The 19792-nt window shown below is 65.7% G+C and carries 20 protein-coding genes; 15 read left to right on the top strand and 5 right to left on the bottom strand.

Annotated features, from left to right (window positions below; genetic code table 11):
* Window positions 1-40 precede the first annotated feature (40 nt).
* From priA to pyk, 11 genes are all read left to right on the top strand, one after another.
* A complete protein-coding gene (priA, locus tag CU_RS05910) occupies window positions 41-802 on the top strand; it encodes a bifunctional 1-(5-phosphoribosyl)-5-((5-phosphoribosylamino)methylideneamino)imidazole-4-carboxamide isomerase/phosphoribosylanthranilate isomerase PriA (protein ID WP_012360419.1) in 762 nt (253 codons plus the stop codon).
* Window positions 802-1752, top strand: a complete 951-nt coding sequence (locus CU_RS05905) for an inositol monophosphatase family protein (protein ID WP_012360418.1) — start codon at window positions 802-804, stop codon at window positions 1750-1752. Before priA ends, CU_RS05905 begins: the two co-directional genes overlap by 1 nt.
* Entirely contained in the window at window positions 1749-2510 is a 762-nt protein-coding gene (gene hisF, locus CU_RS05900; protein ID WP_012360417.1) for an imidazole glycerol phosphate synthase subunit HisF, read from the top strand. Before CU_RS05905 ends, hisF begins: the two co-directional genes overlap by 4 nt.
* Window positions 2507-2851 (top strand): phosphoribosyl-AMP cyclohydrolase, encoded by a 345-nt coding sequence (gene hisI, locus CU_RS05895; protein WP_012360416.1) that lies wholly within the window; start codon window positions 2507-2509, stop codon window positions 2849-2851. The genes hisF and hisI overlap by 4 nt, the downstream gene beginning before the upstream one ends.
* Window positions 2852-2854: 3 nt before the next feature.
* Window positions 2855-4390: an anthranilate synthase component I gene (locus tag CU_RS05890; protein ID WP_012360415.1), complete on the top strand. Its 1536-nt coding sequence runs from the start codon at window positions 2855-2857 to the stop codon at window positions 4388-4390.
* Between the two features lie 41 nt (window positions 4391-4431).
* On the top strand, window positions 4432-5082 hold the full coding sequence (locus CU_RS05885) for a TIGR02234 family membrane protein (RefSeq protein ID WP_012360414.1): 651 nt from the start codon (window positions 4432-4434) through the stop codon (window positions 5080-5082).
* Window positions 5083-5176: 94 nt separating this feature from the next.
* Window positions 5177-5998, top strand: a complete 822-nt coding sequence (trpC, locus tag CU_RS05880; RefSeq protein ID WP_012360413.1) for an indole-3-glycerol phosphate synthase TrpC — start codon at window positions 5177-5179, stop codon at window positions 5996-5998.
* Window positions 5999-6022: 24 nt separating this feature from the next.
* Complete coding sequence (trpB, locus tag CU_RS05875; protein WP_012360412.1) at window positions 6023-7279, top strand: tryptophan synthase subunit beta; 1257 nt, start codon at window positions 6023-6025, stop codon at window positions 7277-7279.
* On the top strand, window positions 7280-8053 hold the full coding sequence (gene trpA, locus CU_RS05870) for a tryptophan synthase subunit alpha (RefSeq protein ID WP_012360411.1): 774 nt from the start codon (window positions 7280-7282) through the stop codon (window positions 8051-8053).
* A 14-nt stretch (window positions 8054-8067) separates the two neighbouring features.
* On the top strand, window positions 8068-8970 hold the full coding sequence (gene lgt / locus CU_RS05865) for a prolipoprotein diacylglyceryl transferase (RefSeq protein WP_012360410.1): 903 nt from the start codon (window positions 8068-8070) through the stop codon (window positions 8968-8970).
* A gap of 85 nt (window positions 8971-9055) precedes the next feature.
* The gene (gene pyk, locus CU_RS05860; RefSeq protein WP_012360409.1) at window positions 9056-10453 is read left to right on the top strand and encodes a pyruvate kinase; all 1398 of its coding nucleotides are present in this window, start codon (window positions 9056-9058) and stop codon (window positions 10451-10453) included.
* 147 nt (window positions 10454-10600) lie between these two features.
* On the opposite strand, the gene CU_RS05855 is transcribed toward pyk, so the two are convergent.
* Window positions 10601-11854, bottom strand: a complete 1254-nt coding sequence (locus CU_RS05855) for an amidohydrolase (RefSeq protein WP_012360408.1) — start codon at window positions 11852-11854, stop codon at window positions 10601-10603.
* A gap of 85 nt (window positions 11855-11939) precedes the next feature.
* Window positions 11940-13298, bottom strand: a complete 1359-nt coding sequence (locus CU_RS05850) for a DUF4921 family protein (protein WP_012360407.1) — start codon at window positions 13296-13298, stop codon at window positions 11940-11942.
* 49 nt (window positions 13299-13347) lie between these two features.
* Here CU_RS05850 and CU_RS05845 point away from each other — a divergent pair, with 49 nt between their 5' ends.
* Complete coding sequence (locus CU_RS05845) at window positions 13348-13728, top strand: hypothetical protein (protein WP_012360406.1); 381 nt, start codon at window positions 13348-13350, stop codon at window positions 13726-13728.
* Window positions 13729-13854: 126 nt separating this feature from the next.
* Here the strand turns inward: CU_RS05845 and CU_RS05840 are convergent, their stop codons facing one another.
* The 3 genes from CU_RS05840 to CU_RS05830 are packed head-to-tail and all read right to left on the bottom strand — an operon-like array spanning window position 13855 to window position 16587.
* Window positions 13855-14619, bottom strand: a complete 765-nt coding sequence (locus tag CU_RS05840; RefSeq protein WP_012360405.1) for an amino acid ABC transporter ATP-binding protein — start codon at window positions 14617-14619, stop codon at window positions 13855-13857.
* Window positions 14616-15560 carry an amino acid ABC transporter permease gene (locus CU_RS05835; RefSeq protein WP_041628597.1) on the bottom strand — a complete coding sequence of 315 codons (945 nt, stop codon included), beginning with the start codon at window positions 15558-15560 and terminating at the stop codon, window positions 14616-14618. Before CU_RS05835 ends, CU_RS05840 begins: the two co-directional genes overlap by 4 nt.
* A 19-nt stretch (window positions 15561-15579) precedes the next feature.
* Window positions 15580-16587 (bottom strand): ABC transporter substrate-binding protein, encoded by a 1008-nt coding sequence (locus tag CU_RS05830; RefSeq protein WP_012360403.1) that lies wholly within the window; start codon window positions 16585-16587, stop codon window positions 15580-15582.
* 47 nt (window positions 16588-16634) lie between these two features.
* On the opposite strand from CU_RS05830, the gene CU_RS05825 reads away from it, so the two are divergent.
* From CU_RS05825 to CU_RS05815, 3 genes are read left to right on the top strand one after another with little or no spacing between them, the layout of a single operon-like run.
* Window positions 16635-17168, top strand: coding sequence for a methylated-DNA--[protein]-cysteine S-methyltransferase (locus CU_RS05825; RefSeq protein WP_269446311.1), 534 nt, complete (start codon window positions 16635-16637; stop codon window positions 17166-17168).
* The gene (locus tag CU_RS05820) at window positions 17165-18403 is read left to right on the top strand and encodes a glutaminase (protein ID WP_012360401.1); all 1239 of its coding nucleotides are present in this window, start codon (window positions 17165-17167) and stop codon (window positions 18401-18403) included. The genes CU_RS05825 and CU_RS05820 overlap by 4 nt, the downstream gene beginning before the upstream one ends.
* Window positions 18400-19776, top strand: a complete 1377-nt coding sequence (locus CU_RS05815; RefSeq protein ID WP_012360400.1) for a glycosyltransferase 87 family protein — start codon at window positions 18400-18402, stop codon at window positions 19774-19776. Before CU_RS05820 ends, CU_RS05815 begins: the two co-directional genes overlap by 4 nt.
* Window positions 19777-19792: the final 16 nt, after the last annotated feature.

Here is a 19792-nt window from a genome sequence, read left to right as displayed (position 1 = left end):
ATTTAATAGCTAAATCCCCCGTGGCGAGAAAGTGAAAAACATGTCCCACAACACCACCACCGCTTTGACTCTCCTTCCCGCCGTCGACGTCTCCGAGGGCCAGGCCGTCCGCCTCGTCCAGGGCGAGGCCGGCACGGAGACCAGCTACGGCGCGCCAATTGAGGCCGCCCTGGCCTGGCAGAACGCCGGGGCCGAGTGGATTCACCTCGTCGACCTCGACGCCGCTTTCGGTCGGGGCAGCAACTTCGAGATCATCCACGAGGTCACCCAGGCGATGGATCTGAAGGTCGAGCTCTCCGGCGGCATCCGCGACGACGCCTCCCTCGAGCGTGCGCTGTCTACCGGCTGCGAGCGTGTCAACATCGGCACCGCCGCGTTGGAGAACCCGGAGTGGTGCAAGAAGATCATCCAGGAGCACGGCGACAAGGTCGCCATCGGCCTGGACACCCGCGAGGTCGACGGCGAGTGGCGCCTGCGCGGCCGCGGCTGGACCAGCGACGGCGGCAACCTGTGGGAGGTCCTGGAGCGCCTCGACGCCGAGGGCGTCTCTCGCCTCGTCGTCACCGACGTCTCCCGTGACGGCATGCTCAACGGACCGAACGTCGAGCTGTTGCGCGAGGTCTCCGCAGCGACGTCCGCGCCTGTCGTCGCGTCGGGCGGTATCTCCAGTCTGGACGACATCCGAGCACTCGCCGCCGTCGTAGACGAGGGCGTGGACTCCGCCATCGTCGGTAAGGCCCTGTACGCAGGCAAGTTCACGCTCGAGGAGGCGCTGCGGATCGCCCGGGGCCAGGAGGACTGATGACGGAAGCTCTCGATACCCGCGCGCTGCTGGCCATCGCCGAGGCCGCGGTCGATGAAGCGGAAGCTACCTTCACGGCGGCCGTCGGTGCGGACCCCGAGGTCATCAAGAGCCCCGGCGACTTCGCCACCGAGGCCGATCTCAAGGTGGAACGGCAGCTGCGTAACCTGCTGAGTCAGTACACCGGCTTCCCGGTTCACGGCGAGGAATACGGCACCGTTATGCCGGGCGAACTGCCGGGCGAAGCGCCCGAATACAACCCCGGTGACAAGAGCGCGGACGCCCTCGACGGTCCGCGTCGACGTCGTCGGGAACTCAGCGACGAGAAGCCGGAGACCTTCTGGGTCGTCGACCCGATCGACGGCACCGCGAACTACGCGGTGGGCAACCCATTCTGCTGCATCCTCGTGTCCCTGATTCACCAGGGCGAGACCCTGCTGTCGGTCACCGAGATGCCCCTGCTGGGCCGCCGCATCACCGCGCATAAGGACCACGGGCTGTTCGTGGACGGCAATCCGGCCCGGCCGATGCCTCCCTCGGATGCGGGCGTGACCCAGATCAGCTTCGGCTCGATTCTGTCCCAGCGTCGCGGTAACCTGCCGATTTCCTACCGCCAGGACATGCTCAACGAAATTGGCAAGTCCTATCCGCGCATGCGCGTGACCGGCTCGGTGGGCATTGACCTGGCTTTTACCGCTGCTGGTGTTTTTGGCGGCACGGTGACCTTCAGCCCGAACCTGTGGGATAACGCTGCCGGCATCCTGGCCGTGGAGGCCAACGGTGGCGTGGCAACCGACTTCGCGGGGAACCCGTGGCGACCGGGTGTGTCCGGCCTGGTGGCCGGTGAACCGGACGTGCACGCCACGCTGCTGGAACACATTCAAAACGTGCCGATCGGCACCGCTGCGCGCACCGCGCAGGAGATTATGGACCGAGGTGGAATCCGATGAGCGTCAGTGTGCGCGTCATTCCGTGCTTGGACGTGGCGAACGGCCGCGTCGTCAAGGGCGTGAACTTTAAGAACCTGCGCGACGCCGGTGATCCGGTGGAACTAGCAAAGCGCTACGACGAAGAGGGCGCCGACGAGCTGACCTTCCTGGACGTCTCCGCGTCCAAGGAAGGCCGCGGCACGATGCTGGACGTCGTCCGCCGCACCGCGGACCAGATCTTCATCCCGCTGACCGTCGGCGGCGGGGTTCGTTCCGTCGAGGACGCCGACGCCCTGCTGCGGGCGGGTGCCGATAAGGTCTCCGTGAATTCCTCTGCGGTGGCGAACCCGGAGCTGCTCCGCGAGCTGTCCACCTGCTTCGGCGCCCAGTGTGTCGTGCTCTCCGTGGATGCTCGTCGCTGCGATGACCAGCCCTCCGGCTACGAGGTCACCACGCACGGCGGCACCAAGTCCGCCGGCCTGGACGCCGTGGCCTGGGCGAAGAAGGGCGAGGAGCTGGGCGTGGGGGAGATCCTGCTCAACTCCATGGACGCCGACGGTACCAAGGACGGCTTCGACACCGAGATGCTCGCCGCGGTGCGTGAAGTCGTGTCCATTCCCGTCATTGCCTCCGGTGGTGCGGGTAAGGCCAGCCACTTCCCGCCGGCCGTCGCGGCCGGTGCGAATGCGGTCCTGGCGGCCAGCATCTTCCACTTCGGTGAGGTCAGCATCCGCGAGGTCAAGGACGCACTCGGCCAAGACTACGAGGTGCGCCGTTGAGTTCTGCAGCCCTCGAGCCCGCCATCGCCGAACGCCTGAAGCGCAACGCTGACGGCCTCGTCGCCGCCGTCGTACAGGACGCGACCACCGGCGACGTCCTGATGCAGGCCTGGATGAACGACGAGGCCCTGGCGCTGACCTTGGCCACTCGCAAGGGCACGTACTGGTCCCGATCCCGGCAGCAACTGTGGGTCAAGGGGGAGACCAGTGGGCACACGCAGGAGGTCGTGGAGGCACGGCTCGACTGCGATGGCGACACGGTGCTGCTGAAGGTCAATCAGACCGGTGCGGCGTGCCACACCGGAACCACCACCTGCTTCGATTCGGATAGGTTGCTCTAGAACATGGCTACAGCGCAGGGGAATTTCCAGCAGATGACGACCCGCGAGGAGTTCCGCGCTCTGGCGGCGGCACATCGCGTGGTCCCGGTGGTGTACAAGGTGCTTGCCGATGGGCTGTCCACCCTGAACACTTACCGTGTGCTCGCAGAAGACCGGCCGGGCACGTTCCTCTTCGAATCGGCCCCGAGTGGCAAGTCGTGGAGCCGCTGGTCCATCATCGGCACCGGGGCGCGCGCCGCCCTGGTTGCCAAGGGCAAGGACGCCCGCTGGATCGGCCAGACTCCCGAGGACCTGCCCGCCGCCGAGGACCCGCTCGCTGCGATCAGCGCCACCCTCGAAGCCCTGCACACTGCCCCCATGCCGGGCCTACCTCCGCTGACCAGCGGATTGGTGGGCTATCTGGGCTACGACATGGTGCGCTATATCGAGCGGCTACCGGATACCTGTGAGGACGACCTGGACGTTCCCGACCTGGTGCAGATGCTCGTCGATACCCTGGCGGTTGTCGATCACCACGAGGGCAGCATCTGGCTCATCGCCAATGCCGTGAACTGGAATAACTCACCGGAGCACGTGGACGCCGCCTATGACGACGCCGTCGCCCGCATCGAGGACATGCTCGGCAAGCTCTCCGGCGCGACCGCGGGCGGGGTTCATACTTACGACGCCACCGTCGAGCCACAGGTCCGCCGCCAGCAAAGCTCTGAGGTTTACCGGGAGCGCGTGCTGAAGTGCCAGGAGCACATCCGGGCAGGGGACGCGTTCCAGATCGTGCTGAGCCAGCGCTTCGAGATCGATACGGATGTGCCCGCGCTGGATATTTACCGGATGTTGCGGCGCACCAACCCGAGCCCGTACATGTTCTTGATGAATATTCCGAACGAGGACTTCACGCAGACCGCGTTCCGGATCGTTGGATCCTCGCCGGAGTCCCTTGTCCGCGTGCAAGATGGGCACATCAGCACCCACCCGATCGCCGGTTCCCGGCCCCGCGGGGCCACCCCGGAGGAAGACCTGGCCAACGAGCGGGAGCTGCTGGCCGATGAGAAGGAGAACTCCGAGCACTTGATGCTCGTAGACCTGGGCCGCAACGACGTGGGAAAGATCTCGAAGCCTGGCTCAGTGGCGGTACACGACTTCCGCCACATCGAGCGCTACAGCGCCATCATGCACCTGGTTTCCGGTGTGACGGGCGAGCTCGCGGAGGGGAAGACGGCCGTGGACGCTGCCGCGGCGACCTTCCCAGCGGGCACGCTGTCTGGCTCCCCGAAGCCATCCGCCATGAGCATCATCGACCGCCTCGAGGACACCCGTCGTGGTATCTACGGCGGCACGGTCGGCTACTTCGATTTTTCCGGCAACACCGACCAGGCGATCGCGATCCGCTCCGGGCTCTACAAGGACGGCACCGTGTACGTGCAAGCTGGTGCGGGTATCGTTGCGGATTCCGACCCGGCGGCAGAGGACCGGGAGTGCCAACACAAGGCTAAGGCCGTGCTGCGCGCCGTGGCGGCAGCAGAGACGCTGCGCAAGCTCTAGGCCACCACCGTTCAAGGACGTTGACGAGAAGGTAAGAGGGCATGACGAAGACTGAGAAGCGTATTCGTGGGCTGGCCCAACTGCTGGTGATCCTGGCAGCGGCCGGTGTGTGGGGTTTTGGCCGCATGAACTGGCTGACCGCGGAGGTCTTCGACGATAAGTCCGGCGAATCGACCCACCAGCTCGTGGGCGCGGTCTGGGACCCGGCGGGTACGCCGCTGGCCCTGGCGATGATGGCCGCGTTGATCGCGACGATGGCGGTCCCACCGGTGGTGCGTCGCATCATCGGCGTGCTCATCGCACTGCTGTCTGCCGGCGCGAGCTTCCGGGCCGTGCAGCTCGTGGGTGCGGAGCCGGATCTCTACCGTGCCCAGCAGCTGCTGCGCTCTGGCGTGGCCACCCAGAATTCCAGCAATCCCGAGCAGATCTCCGCCTGGGCTCAGGTGCTGTCCGCGGAGGTGCACAACCTGCCCGTCCTGCTCACCGTCATCGTCGCCATTCTCGGCGTGTGTGGCGGGGTGATCCTCGCGATGAAGCCCGGGGCCTCGGACAGTGGCTATAGCCGCTATGAGACCCCGGAACGCCGCCGCGAAGGGGCCAAGCAGGACCTGACGGAAAACCCGGATTCCGGCCGGGTGCTGTGGGACGCCCTCGACGCGGGGGTGGACCCCACGGACGACGAACGGAAGTAGCATGCACCACCCGGGGTGGCAGGATTTCGTGCCAGCGCCCGGCGTGGATAGTGTTGTGACCATCGACACAGCGATCGTGAAAGGTTAGGCCGACATGGCAACAGTGTTGGATGAGATCATCGCCGGAGTTCTCGAGGACCAGGCTCGCCGTGAAGCGGAGGTGCCGCTGGCGGAGATCAAGGCCCGTGCACTGGACGCCCCGCCCCCGCTCGACGCGCTGGCTGCTCTCTCCGGTCCGGATGTGAGCGTTATCGCTGAGGTCAAGCGCTCCAGCCCCTCGAAGGGAGCGCTGGCCGCGATCCCGGAGCCGGAGGTGCTGGCCAAGGCCTATGCCAAGAACGGTGCCGCCGTCATCAGCTGCCTGACCGAGGAGCGTCGCTTCAACGGCTCCCTGGCCGACTTCGATGCGGTGCGTGCGAACGTGGATATCCCGCTGCTGCGTAAGGATTTCATCGTCAACCCGTACCAGATCTATGAGGCCCGGGCGCATGGCGCGGACGTCATTCTCCTCATCGTTGCAGCCCTCGAGCAGGAGCGGCTGACCGGGCTGCTGGACTGCGCCGAGTCGCTGGGGATGACCGCCCTCGTCGAGGTGCACACCGAGGATGAGATTGAGCGCGCGGTCGCTGCTGGTGCCAAGGTCATTGGCGTCAACGCCCGCAACCTCAAGACCCTCGAGGTCGATATGTCCGTCTTCGGTCGCATCGCCCCGCTGATCCCGGATCACATCGTGAAGATCGCGGAATCCGGTGTGCGGGATAAGCACGACCTGATCGAGTACGCCCGCCACGGCGCGAACGCCGTCCTCGTGGGCGAGGGACTCGTCACCGCCGACGACCCGGGTGCGGCCGCCAAGGCCCTCGTGGTGGCAGGCCAGCACCCGGCGTGCCCGACCGGCTCCAAGCAAGACGCATAACGCCAGCCAGGTAAGTTGGAACTCGTGAGTAATAACAAGAAAAGCCCAGCACAAGCACTGCCCACTGCCGGTGAAGTCATCGGCACCGCGACCCACCACGAACCCGATAACCTCGGGCAGTGGGGCGACTTCGGTGGCCGTTATATCCCAGAGGCCCTCATGGCCGTGATCGACGAGATCACCGACGCCTGGGGCAAGGCGAAGACCGATCCGCAGTACCTGGATACGCTCGACGATCTGCACCGCAACTACTCGGGCCGACCGTCTCCGCTGTACTACGCGGAGCGTTTCTCCAAGCACGTGGGTGCCCAGGTGTGGCTCAAGCGTGAGGACCTCAACCACACGGGGTCCCACAAGATCAACAACGTGCTCGGCCAGGCCCTGCTGGCCAAGCGCATGGGCAAGACCCGCGTGATCGCTGAGACAGGTGCTGGCCAGCACGGCGTCGCGACCGCCACCGCTTGTGCGCTGCTCGGCCTGGAGTGCCGCATCTACATGGGGGCCGTGGACGCCCAGCGCCAGGCGATGAATGTCGCCCGGATGAAGTTGCTGGGAGCGGAGGTCGAGGAGGTCGAGATCGGCTCCGCCACGCTAAAGGACGCGATTAACGAGGCCATGCGCTACTGGGTGGCCAATGCGGACGATACCTACTACTGCTTCGGCACCGCCGCCGGCCCCCACCCATTCCCGCAGATGGTGCGCGACCTGCAGCGCATCATCGGCACCGAGGCCCGACAGCAGATCCTTCAGGGCGCTGGTCGCCTCCCAGACGCCGTGGTGGCCTGCGTGGGCGGTGGCTCGAACGCCATCGGTCTGTTCCACCCGTTCATCGAAGACGAGTCCGTCGCGCTGATCGGCGCCGAGGCCGCGGGCGACGGCATGGACACCGGCCGCCACGCCGCACCCATCAACATGGGCCGCCAGGGCGTGTTCCAAGGCTCCTATTCCGACTTGATGGAGGACGAGGACGGCCAGATCATCCCGTCCCACTCCATTTCCGCCGGACTCGATTACCCGGGTGTGGGGCCCGAGCACTCCGCACTGCACGCTGAGGGGCGCGCGGAATACTTCGCCATCACCGATGCCGAGGCCATGGAAGCTTTCCGCCTCCTGACCCGCTTGGAGGGCATCCTGCCGGCCATCGAGTCGGCCCACGGTGTGGCCGCTGCCATCAAGTACGCCGAGCGCGAGGACAACCCGTTGATCATCGTCAACGTCTCCGGCCGCGGCGATAAGGACGTCGCGACCGCCGCGAAGTGGTTCGCGAAGGAGGGAAACTAAATGAGCCGTCTGGAACAGATTTTTAAGGACGCCAAGGCCGAGGGACGGGCGGCGTTCGTCGCCTACTACCCGGCCGGTTTCCCGACGGTCGAGGAGTCCGTCGAGAACATCATCGAGCTGTCCAAGCACGCGGATCTCATCGAGGTGGGCATCCCGTTCACGGACCCGATGATGGACGGCCCGACCATCCAGCACGCCGCGGACATCGCCCTGGAGAACGGCTTCAAGGTCAAGGACACCATCGAGGTCGTCCGCCGGGCTACCGAGGCCGGCGCGAACTGCGTGGTCATGACTTACTGGAACCCGGTGCTGCAGTACGGCCCGGAGCGCTTCGCCGCCGAGTTCGCTGAGGCCGGTGGCCTGGGCAGCATCATCCCGGACCTGCTTCCGGAGATGGCCGGCCGCTGGAAGGCTGCGTGTGATGAAAACGACCTGGACCCCGTGTACCTGGCGGCTCAGTCCACCACGATGGAGCGGCTGGAGATGACCACCCACGCTGGTGGTGGCTTTATCTACGCGGCCTCCCACATGGGTGTCACCGGTGCTCAGGACGAGGTCGATAAGGGCGCCCAGGAACTCGTGGAGCGCTGCCGCAAGGTCACCGACCTGCCGGTGGCCGTCGGCCTGGGCGTTCGCGACGGCAAGCAGGCCGCGCAGATCGCGGCCTTCGCCGACGGTGTGATCGTGGGCTCCGTCCTCATCAACGCTACCGAGCAAGGCACCCTGGTGGAGGTCGCAGCAGACCTGGCCGCCGGCGTGCGTGCCAAGGCGTAGGGGAGCAGCCACGGATGATGGGTGCCCCGGACACCATGCTGCTCGCCGCGATTCCTTCGCCACCACAGGGCGTGTGGTACCTGGGCGGATTCCCGCTGCGGGCCTATGCCCTGTGCATTCTCACAGGCATCGTCGTGGCGTACTTCTGGTCGCGTAAACGCTACGCAGACCGCGGCGGCGACCCGGAGGTTGTGGTCGACGCGCTGCTCGTCGCCGTGCCCGCGGGCATCATCGGCGGGCGTATTTATCACGTCATCACCGACCACGATAAGTACTTCGGGCCGGGGAAGAACCCCGTCGACGCCCTGAAGATCACCAACGGTGGCTTGGGCATCTGGGGTGCGGTGATCCTGGGCGGGGTAGCCGTGGCGCTGCTGTTTAAGTTCAAACGCCTCCCACTGATGCCTTTCGCGGATGCCATCGCGCCCACCATTTTGCTGGCACAAGCCATCGGCCGGCTGGGCAATTGGTTCAACCAGGAGCTTTACGGCGCCCCCGCAGATGGCCCGCTGGCCTTGGAGATCTACCGCCGCGTCGACGAATCCGGCTACCTGGCACCCGTCACGGGGCGCTCCACCGGGGAGGTCATCGCCACCGTCCAGCCCACCTTCCTCTACGAGATGGTGTGGAACCTCCTCATCGTCTGCCTGCTGGTCTACATCGACCGCACCCGCCGGCTGGGTGGCGGCAGGGTGTTCATGCTCTACGTGGCTGGCTACACGCTGGGTCGCTTCTTCATCGAGATGTTGCGCACCGATCCGGCCACCACCGTCTTCGGGGACATCCGCATCAACGTGGTGGTCTCTGCCGTGGCGTTTGTGTCGGCTGCCATCTTGTTCTGGGCGACCCGGAACCGACGTCGGGAAACTCCCGAGTACGTCCGCGGCGATGCGGAACTAAGCACCGCGTCGGAGTAAAAACACGCCCCAATTACCCCTTATGTAGCGGGGGTCGGCTGCTCCTGGCTATTCTGGGGAGCTGTGAGCAGAAGAACAAAAAATCGTGTGTACGCTCGGCCCGGCAGTGGCCGATAAGGATTCGATTCGCGGGCTGATCGACGCGGGCATGAATGTCGCGCGCCTGAACTTTTCCCACGGGGAACACGCTGATCATCAGCAGAATTACCAGTGGGTCCGCGACGCCTCGGCGGAGACCGGGAAGCCGGTCGGCATTCTGGCCGACCTGCAGGGACCGAAGATCCGCCTCGGCCGCTTCGCCGAGGATAAGACCTACTGGGCGACCGGCGAGACCGTCCGCATCACCGTGGAGGACATCGAGGGCACCCACGACCGCGTCTCCACCACCTACAAGGGTCTGGCCCGGGACGCGCAGCCGGGCGACCGTCTGCTCGTCGACGACGGCAAGGTCGCGTTGATCTGCAAGGCTGTCGAGGACGACGACGTGGTCTGCGAGGTCGTCGAGGGCGGTCCGGTCTCCAACAACAAGGGCGTGTCCCTGCCGGGGATGAACATCTCCGTCCCGGCGCTCAGCGAGAAGGACCGCGAGGACCTTCGCTTCGCCCTGAAGATGGGCGTGGACTTCATCGCCCTGTCCTTCGTGCGCTCCCCGGCGGACGTTGAGCTCGTCCACGAGATCATGGACGAGGTCGGCCGCCGCGTGCCGGTCATCGCGAAGCTGGAGAAGCCGGAGGCCGTCGACGCGCTGGAGCCGATCATCCTGGCCTTCGATGCGATCATGGTTGCCCGCGGTGACCTGGGCGTGGAGGTGCCGCTGGAGGACGTCCCGCTGGTGCAGAAGCGCGCCATCCAGATCGCCCGCGAGAACGCCAAGCCGGTGATCGTGGCGACCCAGATGCTGGATTCCATGATCGAGAACTCCCGCCCGACCCGCGCGGAGGCCTCCGACGTGGCCAACGCCGTGCTGGATGGTGCGGATGCGGTCATGCTGTCCGGTGAGACCTCCGTGGGTAAGCACCCGATCGCGACGGTGGAGACGATGTCCCGCATCGTCGTTGCCGCCGAGGATGACGGCGAGGCCCCACCGCTGACGCACCGCCCGCGTACCCGCCGCGGCGTGATCTCCTATGCGGCGAAGGACATTGGCGAGCGCCTCAACGCGCGCGCCCTGGTGGCCTTCACCTCCTCTGGGGATACCGCCAAGCGCGTGGCACGCCTGCGCAGCTACCTGCCGCTGCTGGTGTTCACGCCTTCGCAGGACGTGCGCAATCAGCTGTCGCTGACCTGGGGTACTGAGACGCTGCTCACCAATGACGTCGATTCCACCGATGACATGATGCGCGTGGTGGACGAGTCCCTGCTCAGCAAGAAGAACTACAACTACGACGACCTCGTCGTGGTCACCGCGGGCTCCCCACCGGGGATCCCAGGCAACACGAACATGATCCAGGTACACATGCTGGGTCAGGAGCGCCGCCGCTAGGTCAAAGCGCGCAGGCGTGAAAAAGGGGCCGGGCTGCTCGCTGGTGACGCGAGACCCGGCCCCTTTCGCTGTGCTTATCGCGGGTGGGGCAAAGCAGGTGGAGCGAATACTGCGGTGCGGGCGCCGCAGGGGGCAATCCCAGGCGGGCTAGACCCCCAGGTAGCCCAGCACCGCTGCGGCGGCGGCCTTGATGCCGGTGTGCACGGAGCCCTTCGCCGGGGCGAAGTCGCTGGCGTGGTTCCCCGGCGCCGGGGTGGCTGCGTCCCACTGTTCGGTGGGGGTCACACCGACCGTCCAGAACAGGTACGGGCAGCCGAAGTGGCGGGGGATCTCGGAGAAATCCTCGGAGGCGGTCCACCGCTCGGAGTCCTGCGACTGGCCGTCGAAGACCGCGTCGAAGTACGGGCGGACCGTGCGGAAGAGCTCCGGGTCGTTATCCGTTAGCTCGCCGCGGGCGGAGTACTCGATGGTCGGCTCGCCGGTGACCCCGGAGGCCAGGCACTCGCCGCGGATGACCCGCTCGATGGCCTCGTAGGTGCGGTCGCGCACCTCGGTGTTGTAGAAGCGGCAGTTCAGCACCAGCTTCGCCTCGCTGGGGATGGTGTTATTCGTGTGACCTGCGATCAGGGAGCCCACGGAGATCACCGCGAAGTCGTTCGGGTCCACCTCGCGGCCCACGATGCCCTGCAGGCGCACGACGATCATCGCCGCGACGTAGCTGGGGTCCAGGCCCAGGTGTGGGGAGGAGGCGTGCGCGGATAGGCCGGGGATCGTCACGGTGATGGTGTCGCACGCCGCGAGCACGGGGCCTGCGGCGGTGTAGACCGTCCCCTGCGGGCCTGCGACCACGTGCTGGCCGAAACAGACATCGGGGCGGGGGATCACCTCGGCAAGCCCGTCCTTGATCATGTTGTTCGCGCCCTGGGTGACCTCCTCGGCGGGCTGGAACAGGGCGATGAAGGTGCCCGACCACGCCTCGCGGTGGGCGTCCATGACGGCGCAGAGCCCCAGCAGGGAGGAGGTGTGGACGTCGTGCCCGCAGGCGTGCATCACACCGTCCACGGTGGAGGCGTAGGGCAGCCCGGTGGTCTCGCGTACGGGCAGGGCGTCGAAGTCGGCGCGCATCAGCGCGGTTGGTCCCTCACCGTTGCGGAAGATGGCGACGATACCGTGGCCGCCGATGCCGGTGGTCACCTCGCAGTCGAAGTGGGCGAGCTTCTCCGCGATCGCGTGTGCCGTGTGCTCCTCCTGGAGGGAGAGCTCGGGGTGGGCGTGCATCCACTCGTAGAACTCCTGGGTCCACCCCAGATCACTCCCGGGGCCGGAGCCCAGGGAGTTGATCAGCTCCGCGACCGCCTCTGGTGCGGCCTGGGCGGGGGAGGTGGAGTCGGATGCAGACATGCGAAAACTTCCTTTCTTCAGCGTTCAGCCTTCAGCCGTGCGTGACTGCGGTGCGGCACCTGCGAGGTAGCGGTGCTGCCCGCTGCTAGCGGATCGCCGGGTTATACTTCAGCTTGTTGGGGGCGTGCTCGATGTCCTCGCCGAGCTTGATTCCCGGCGCCAGGCGCCCCGCGGCCTGCGCGGCTTCCAGGCGGTGAAGCACCAGCTCGCAAAGCTCCTGCGGGGTGATGGTGTTGATGTAGATCTTCGTGCCGCCCTCGAAGCCGGCGAGGGTGGAGACACGCCACTTAATGACGATGCGCCACGGCATCGGCACGTCCACGTCCATCGGCCGGTGCAACCACTCCTCGTTGCAGGGGATGGATGGGCCGCTGGCGATGTGGCAGGCGTGCACGAGGTCCGCGACACCCGCGCGCTCCTCTGGCGTCATCAGCCACGGCTCGGTGGTGGCGGACTTGGAGAAGACCTCCAGGGTCGGCCAGCGGTGCCCGAAGCCGGCGAAGGCGATGGCGTGCTCGTTTTCGGCGAAGACGAGGTTATGGCGGGCGGCGTAATCCACGGCCCACTCGTTGTACATATTCGGGTTGTTGCGGACCAGGGAGATCTCCCAGTCGTTCTGCAGCCCGTGCTCGTCAATAGCCACGAGCTGCTTGTGCAGGTGCTCCATCGTCGCACCGGAAGGTTCCAGCCAGTTCTGGAAGGCCGCGACGTAGCGGACGTAGCGGTTCGCGCGGTAGAGCTGGTCCATCCCGTCGACGGTGAACTCGATGAACAGGCGGTGGTCCTCCCAGCTCATCTCGCCGGAGGACGCCAGCTGGTCCGTTGTCTTCGCCCCGGGGACGTAGTGGTCGCGTGCGATGACGACATCGTGGCCACCAGCGAAAAGTGCAGCACCCATCTCGTGGAGCGTTTGGTGGCGGCGCTCTTCGGTGAACAGTTCGTCGATCTCGGCCTTCGGGGTGCCTGCTGCGGCGAGCTTCACGCGCAGGATGTTTTCGACGTGCTCGCAGCCGGCTTCCTCGCTGAGGTAGTCGGTCATGTGCTTCGCTGCGGCGGGGTTCATGCGGTAGCCGTAGTTCAGCGCCCAGTAGTCATAGGTGAGAATCTCGTAGAGGTTCGCCACGCGGCGGAAGAGCGGCTCACTGTCCTCCAGCTTGCTGGCGACGACGCCGCGGTCGATGCGGATGTCACCGTTGATGTCCCGGACCATGCGGGCTTTTTCCGGGGGAGTGTCGAGTTTGCGAGCGATGCCGAAGTCGCTGGCCCGGTCGCGGTCGGCGATGGGGTCCTTGGCCAGCTGGTAGGGCTCCATGGGGCGGTGACCACGGCCGGGGACAGTCCACACCTCGGTACCGGAGAAAGGATTGACCTGCTTGATCGTCCCGTCTGGGAGCGTTGTCAGCGGGGGAACCGGGGCCGGGATGCGTCCTGAATTAGCAATCACACCTGCCGATCCTAGCTAATCAACCAGCAAAGCTGCCATACTATGGCCCATGCCAAAGATTAGTTTTAGGATCTTGTCCACCGCTGCCCAGCGCGACGAGATCGAGCAGGATTTTCGCACTCTCATCGACTCTCTCGAACCCCGCCTCGACGCGGAACTGGCGGTGCAGACCGGGCTGACCCCGGACCCTGAGTTGGAGACCACCTGGGTGGAGCTCTTCGGGGAGACCTCGGAGGACGACCCGACTTCGGGAACCACCCTGGACGTCGCCGTCGCTCAGTACGAGGGCGGGTCGATTTCCGGGCTGGCGATGCAGTTCGCACACCTGCTCACCGTGATTGAGGACGAGCCCGCCGAGCCATTGCTGCGCGAGGTGAAGGACGATCCGGGCACCCCGCGGGTGCCGTGGCACCTCGAGGTCACCCCGTAGCGCCCAAACTGCAGAAACACATGAGTGGAGCGCTCACCCCCGTAGCCAATGAAGGCTTGAGCCCGCACCCCGGGAGAGCATCCCACGAAGCGAAGAACCACCTGCAACCCGGGAAGGCTCTAGCGCCTAGAGCAGGCTAGAGAGGAAGTCCTGGGTGCGGGGGTGCTGGGGATTGTTGATGAGGTCCCCGGCAGGACCCTTCTCCACGATGACGCCGCCATCCATGAAGGCCACCTCGTCGGCGACCTCGCGGGCAAAGCCCATCTCGTGGGTGACGACCAGCATCGTCATCCCGTCGTCGGCCAGGGAGCGCATGACGCCCAGCACCTCGCCGACGAGCTCCGGGTCCAGGGCAGAGGTCGGCTCGTCGAAGAGCATCAGCTTCGGGCGCATCGCCAGGGCGCGAGCGATGGCCACGCGCTGCTGCTGACCACCTGAGAGCTGCACTGGGTACGCGTCCCGCTTGTTGGCCAGCCCGACCTGCTCCAGCAGGGTCATGGCGTAGCCGGTGGCGGTTTCCTTGTCCTCGCCGTTGACGAGCACCGGGGCCTCGATGATGTTCTCGAGCACCGTGCGGTGGGGGAAGAGGTTGAAGTGCTGGAAGACCATCCCGATGCCGCGGCGCTGCTTGGCTGCCGCTGCTTCCGAGATCTCGTACAAGGTGCCGTTGTTTTCCCGGTAGCCGATGAGCTCGCCATCGACCTCGATTCGGCCAGCGGTGACCTTCTCAAGGTGGTTGACGCAACGCAGCAGGGTGGACTTGCCGGAACCAGACGGGCCGATCAGGCAGGTCACCGAGCCCTTCGGGACCTCAAGGTCGATGCCCTTGAGCACGTCGAGGCGGCCGTAGTTCTTCCACACATCGCGGAAAGCAATCATGGGGACGTTCATCGATTATTCTCCGTAACGCTGTCGTCGTCCTTGATGGAAATATTGCGCGGCATCACGCCTTCCGCATCGGTGAAGGCGGCGAGCTGGCGAGAAGTCAGCTGGCGGGAGGACCCGCGCGAGAAGTAGCGCTCCAGGTAGTGCTGGCCCACCATCAGCACGCTGGTGATCACCAGGTACCAGCTAGCCGCCACGAGGAGCAGCGGGACCGGCTGGAAGATGCTGTTGGAGATGTCCGTCGCCTTGCCGAAGAGCTCGCCGGAGTACGGCACCACGATGACCAGGGAGGTCGTCTTCAGCATGCTGATCAGCTCGTTGCCGGTCGGCGGGATAATGATGCGCATCGCCTGCGGCAGCACGGTGCGGCGCATGTTCTGCCACCAGGTCATGCCGAGTGCCTTGGACGCCTCGGACTGGCCCTCTGGGACGGCCTGGATACCCGCGCGGACGATCTCGGCCATGTAGGCGGCCTCGTTGAGGCCCAGGCCGATGACGGCAAGCCAGAACATGTTGGACAGGAAGTCCTGCATGTCGATTTCCGCGATGCCGATGTTGACCACCTGGTAGATCGAGCCAAGCAGGCCCCAGAACATCAGCTGCACGTAGACCGGGGTGCCACGGAAGACCCACAGGAAGAGCCAGGACACGCCGCGCAGCACGCCGTTGGGGGACATGCGCAGCACGGCGATGATCGAGCCCAGCGCCACGCCGAGGATCATGGCCAGTACCGTCAGCAGAAGGGTGTGGCCTGCGGCGACGGCGATGCGGGTGTCGAAGATGTACTGCCGGTAGGTCTCCCAGCCGTAGGCCTCGTTGCCCGCGGCGCTGATGAGGAACCACGCCAGCAGGATTACGAGTACGGCGGCGGTGATCCAGCGGCCGGGGTGGCGCAGCGGGACTGCCTTATTGGACGACGGCCGGCGGCGTGGCTCGTCGGAAATCACGGTCGTCCGGGAGCTGTTGTTAGCTGTGCTCACGGCGCCTCCTGTTCATGGTGTGGTTGGTGCCCCGGCGCGTGCGGCGGCCGGTGGCGTCGGGCAGCTGATTGTGTCGCTGGCGGGTCTGGGGCATCGGCTTCAGGTTGAAGGTCACCTCGTCGAGTGCGCCTTCTTCCAGGCCCCAGGGCTTGAGGATCTTGTCATAGGTGCCATCGTCCATCATGTCCTGCAGAGCCGCGGCGAAGGCCCGGCCCAGTTCGGATCCTTTCGGGAAGGCCCAGCCGAATGGGGCGGTATCGAAAGCCTCGCCGACCTGGACGAGCTTGTCCTCGGAGCGCTGAATGGCAAAGGCGGTGACGGAGGAGTCCGAGCTATAGGCATCGGCGCGCTTCAGGATCGTCGCGGTAGCGGCGGCGTCCGCGGTGGGATAGACCAGCTTGTCGATTGCTGGCTTCCCATTCTCGACGCAAGCCTGGCTCTTCTCCTCGACCTCGTCCGTGTCCGAGTAGGTGCCCTTCTGGACCGCGACGGTCAAGCCGCAGGCGTTGTCCGGGTCAATGCTGTTTTCCCGGCCCGGCTGGGTAGCCCAGGCAATGCCGGCGCTGAAGAAGTCCACGAAGTCGTAGTTCTTCTGGCGTTCCTCGGTGTCTGTGAAGGCGGAGGCGCCGACGTCGATAGTGCCGGCGGAGACTGCGGGCAGAATGAGGTTGAAGTCCATCTGGCGCGGAACCACGTCGAGACCCAGCTTCGAACCAGCCGCCCGGACCAGATCCATCTCGAATCCGATGATCTTGCCCTGCGAGTCCTTGAACTCATTGGGGGCGTACGGGGTGTTCGCGCCTACCGACAGGGTGCCCTTGTCCTGGAACTTCTGGGGGACCATGCCGACCAGCTCCGGTTTGGCCGGGGGCGGGATCTCCTCCCAGCCATCGGGATTGCCGAGCTCTTCATTCGTCACGCACCCGGTGAGGACGAGGGTCGCCGTGGCGAGGATCGCCGCCACAGCAGACCGGTGTTTCGGGTGATTGTTCATGCGGGCAATATTAACGGATGACCAGCTGGGCCTTAATATCGGATGCTATGGACGCCAACTTTTCTTCCGGCGGGGTTACTCCGCGGCGCCGTTACACTGTCCTGGCCTCCCCGGTGGGCAGGCTGTGGCTCATCGCTGAGGGGGAGTTCCTCGTCGGTTGTTGGTTCGATCAGCCGGACAGGATTCCAGACCTCACCGGGGTGGTGGAGGTTCCTGCTGAGTCCGACGCGGTTCTCGGCAGCGCGGCGAGTATTCTGTCCCGCTTCTTCGATGGCGACGTCGTGGCCCTGGACGAGGCCCGGGACCTGCCGTTGGCTCCCTCAGGCACTGCGATGCAGCAGGCCGTGTGGCAGGAGCTGCGGCGCATTCCGGTGGGGCAGACGCGTAGCTACCTGGAGGTGGCGCGTAGCATTGGGCGCCCGAAGGCGGCACGGCCCGTTGGGCAGGCCGTGGGCCACAACCCCATCAGTATCCTCGTGCCGTGCCACCGCGTGGTGGGGTCCAATGGATCCCTCACGGGATTCGGCGGTGGGCTGGAGCGCAAGATCGAATTATTGACCCGCGAAGGAGTACGTCTATGAAACGCCACATGGTGCATGGTTACCTGCAGGAGATCCTGGAGGAGCTGAAGGACTCCGACGGCGGTGAGGTCGCGGACTATATCCCGCAGCTGGCGACCGCCGACCCGGCACCGTTCGCGGTCGCGCTGGCGACCACCGACGGCGCTGTCTATAGCGCGGGGCTTAACGAGGGGGACGATGAGCTGGAGTTCACGATCCAGTCGGCTTCCAAGCCCTTCGTCTATGCCGCGGCGATCCAGGAGCGGGGACTGAAAAAGGTGCGTGCCACAGTGGGCATGGAGCCCTCTGGCGAGGCCTTCAACGAGCTCAGCCTCGACCCGGGCAGCAATCGGCCGATGAACCCGATGATCAACGCCGGTGCGATCGCGGTCAACCAGCTCATCAACGGCGAGGACTCCACCGTCGAGGAGCGCACCGAGGTTATCCGGCAGTTCTTGAGCGAGCTGGCGGGCCGGGACCTGGAGATCGACTACCTCGTCTGCGACTCCGAGCTGGAGGTCGCGGACCGCAACCTGTCCATCGCGCACATGCTGCGCAGTCACGGCATCATCGAGGATATGGCCCACGACGCGGTGGAGAGCTATACCCAGCAGTGCTCCATTAAGGTCACGGTGCGCGACCTGGCGGTGATGGCTGCGACCCTGGCGAGCGGTGGTATCCAGCCCCTGACCGGTAAGCGCGTGGTCTCCCCGCTGGTCTCTCGGCAGGTACAGGCCGTGATGTCCTCAGCCGGCATGTACAACCTTGCAGGCCGGTGGATGTCCGTGGTCGGCATCCCCGCGAAGTCCGGTGTCTCCGGCGGCATCATGGGCACGCTGCCCGGCGTGATGGGCCTGGCGACTTTCTCGCCACGTTTGGACAGCACGGGCAATTCAGTGCGCGGCGTGAAAACTTTCCACCGCCTCTCGGAAGACATGGGGCTGCACTTGATGGGCCTGCGCCAGCGCGGCGATACCGCGGTGCGCGACATCATCACCCGTGAGGACGGGCCGAATGGTCGCACCACCACTATCGAACTCCAAGGAATCATTGATTTTGCGGCTGCGGAGAACGCGTGGCGTACTATTCTTCAAGAAGAAAAGCTCGCCGACCGGGTGGTGTTCGACCTCTCCGAGGTCGCTTCGGTTAATGACATTGGCCGACGCATGGTCGTCCAGGGCTTCCAGGGCCTGCGCACCGCGGGCCGCAACGTTATCCTCAAAGACCCCCGAAAGCTTTTCCCCGAATTGTCATGACCCCGCAGCCCACGGCCCAGCCCGTGCAACACCAGTCCAAGCGCGTGCCCGGTAAGCCGTGGGCCTACCTCGCCGTCATCGCCGCGATTTTCGTCGTGGCGCGAACCGAGCTCAGCCAGCACATGCTCAGCTCGAAAGCCTCCCTGTTCCGCGTTCCCATCGACTTCATCGTCTACCGCCGCGGTGGTGCGCTGGTGCAGCATGGTCAGGACGTCTACGCCGGCGGGTTGGTAGGCAAGCTGCCCTTTACCTACCCACCGTTCTCGGCGTGGCTGTTTAGCGCATTCTCGCACGTCCCCGCAGTAGTGGGGGCAGTGTTATGGCAGTTCGGCGCCTTCCTGCTGTTGCTCATCATTCTCGTGGCGATCATTGCCGAGCGTGGCTATCGCGTGAATGGGGCGACCGTGGGATTCGCGACCCTGCTCGGTATCGCGAGTTTCGCGCTCGTCCCGATCCGGGAGGGCTTCTTCTTCGGCCAGATCAACCTGCTGCTCATGGCATTGGTGGCAGCGGACGTGCTGCGGTCCCCAGCCAATCGGTGGCGCAGCGATATCGGGATTGCGACGGGGATCGCGGCGGGCATCAAGCTCGTGCCCGCGTTCTTCTGGCTGGTATTCATCGTCCGGCGGCAGTGGTGGGCGCTCGCCCGCTCGGTCGCCGCTTTCTTCGTGACGGTGGGCATCGGCTTTCTCTTCGTCAAAGACGCCGGCACGTACTGGGCCGAGAAGATGCTCGACTCCTCACGGGTCGGTGAGGCGATCAACCCCGGCGCCCAGTCTCTGGGAGTGGTGCTGGAGCGCTCCTTCCACACGGAGAGCAAGCTCTTCTGGGCGCTGGGCTGCGTACTCATCCTCGGCGTGACCGTCGCCGTGCTGTGGCAGGCACACCGGCAGGATCACCGCACCGCCGAGCTGGGGTTTGCCGGGGTGGCTTTGGTCATGGTCTCGCCGTTTTCCTGGATGCACCACTGGGTCTGGGTGCTACCGGTGCTGCTCTGCGTGGCCGACCAGGTGATCACATGGGTGCCCCGGTGGTGGGGGACGCTGCTGGCGATTCTGGCAGTGGGGGTGTGCGCGGTACCTTTCATCACCCGCCATATCGCCCCGGCGATGCGGCTCTGGCACCAGGTGCGCTGGCCGGTGCCATTCTCCATGGGTTATGTGCTGTGGGGCATGGTGCTGCTGGTGCTGGCCGCGGCCGTCCTCTGGTGGCCGGTTGCTATGACGCGTTTGCGCCGGGGTGCGGAGGGCGAACCCAAAGATCCCGAAGGGGAGAAGGCCACCGCGCCGGGCAGTCAGACGCCGGATACAGGAACGCCGGGCGCTGAGACATCGGGCGCTGAGGTTCCGGGTGCTGGGGTGGCGACGTCCTAGCTGGCAGTAGACTGCC

This window comes from Corynebacterium urealyticum DSM 7109, assembly GCF_000069945.1.
GTDB classification, from domain to species: Bacteria; Actinomycetota; Actinomycetes; order Mycobacteriales; family Mycobacteriaceae; genus Corynebacterium; species Corynebacterium urealyticum.
This window is presented reverse-complemented; position numbering and strand designations above follow the sequence as displayed.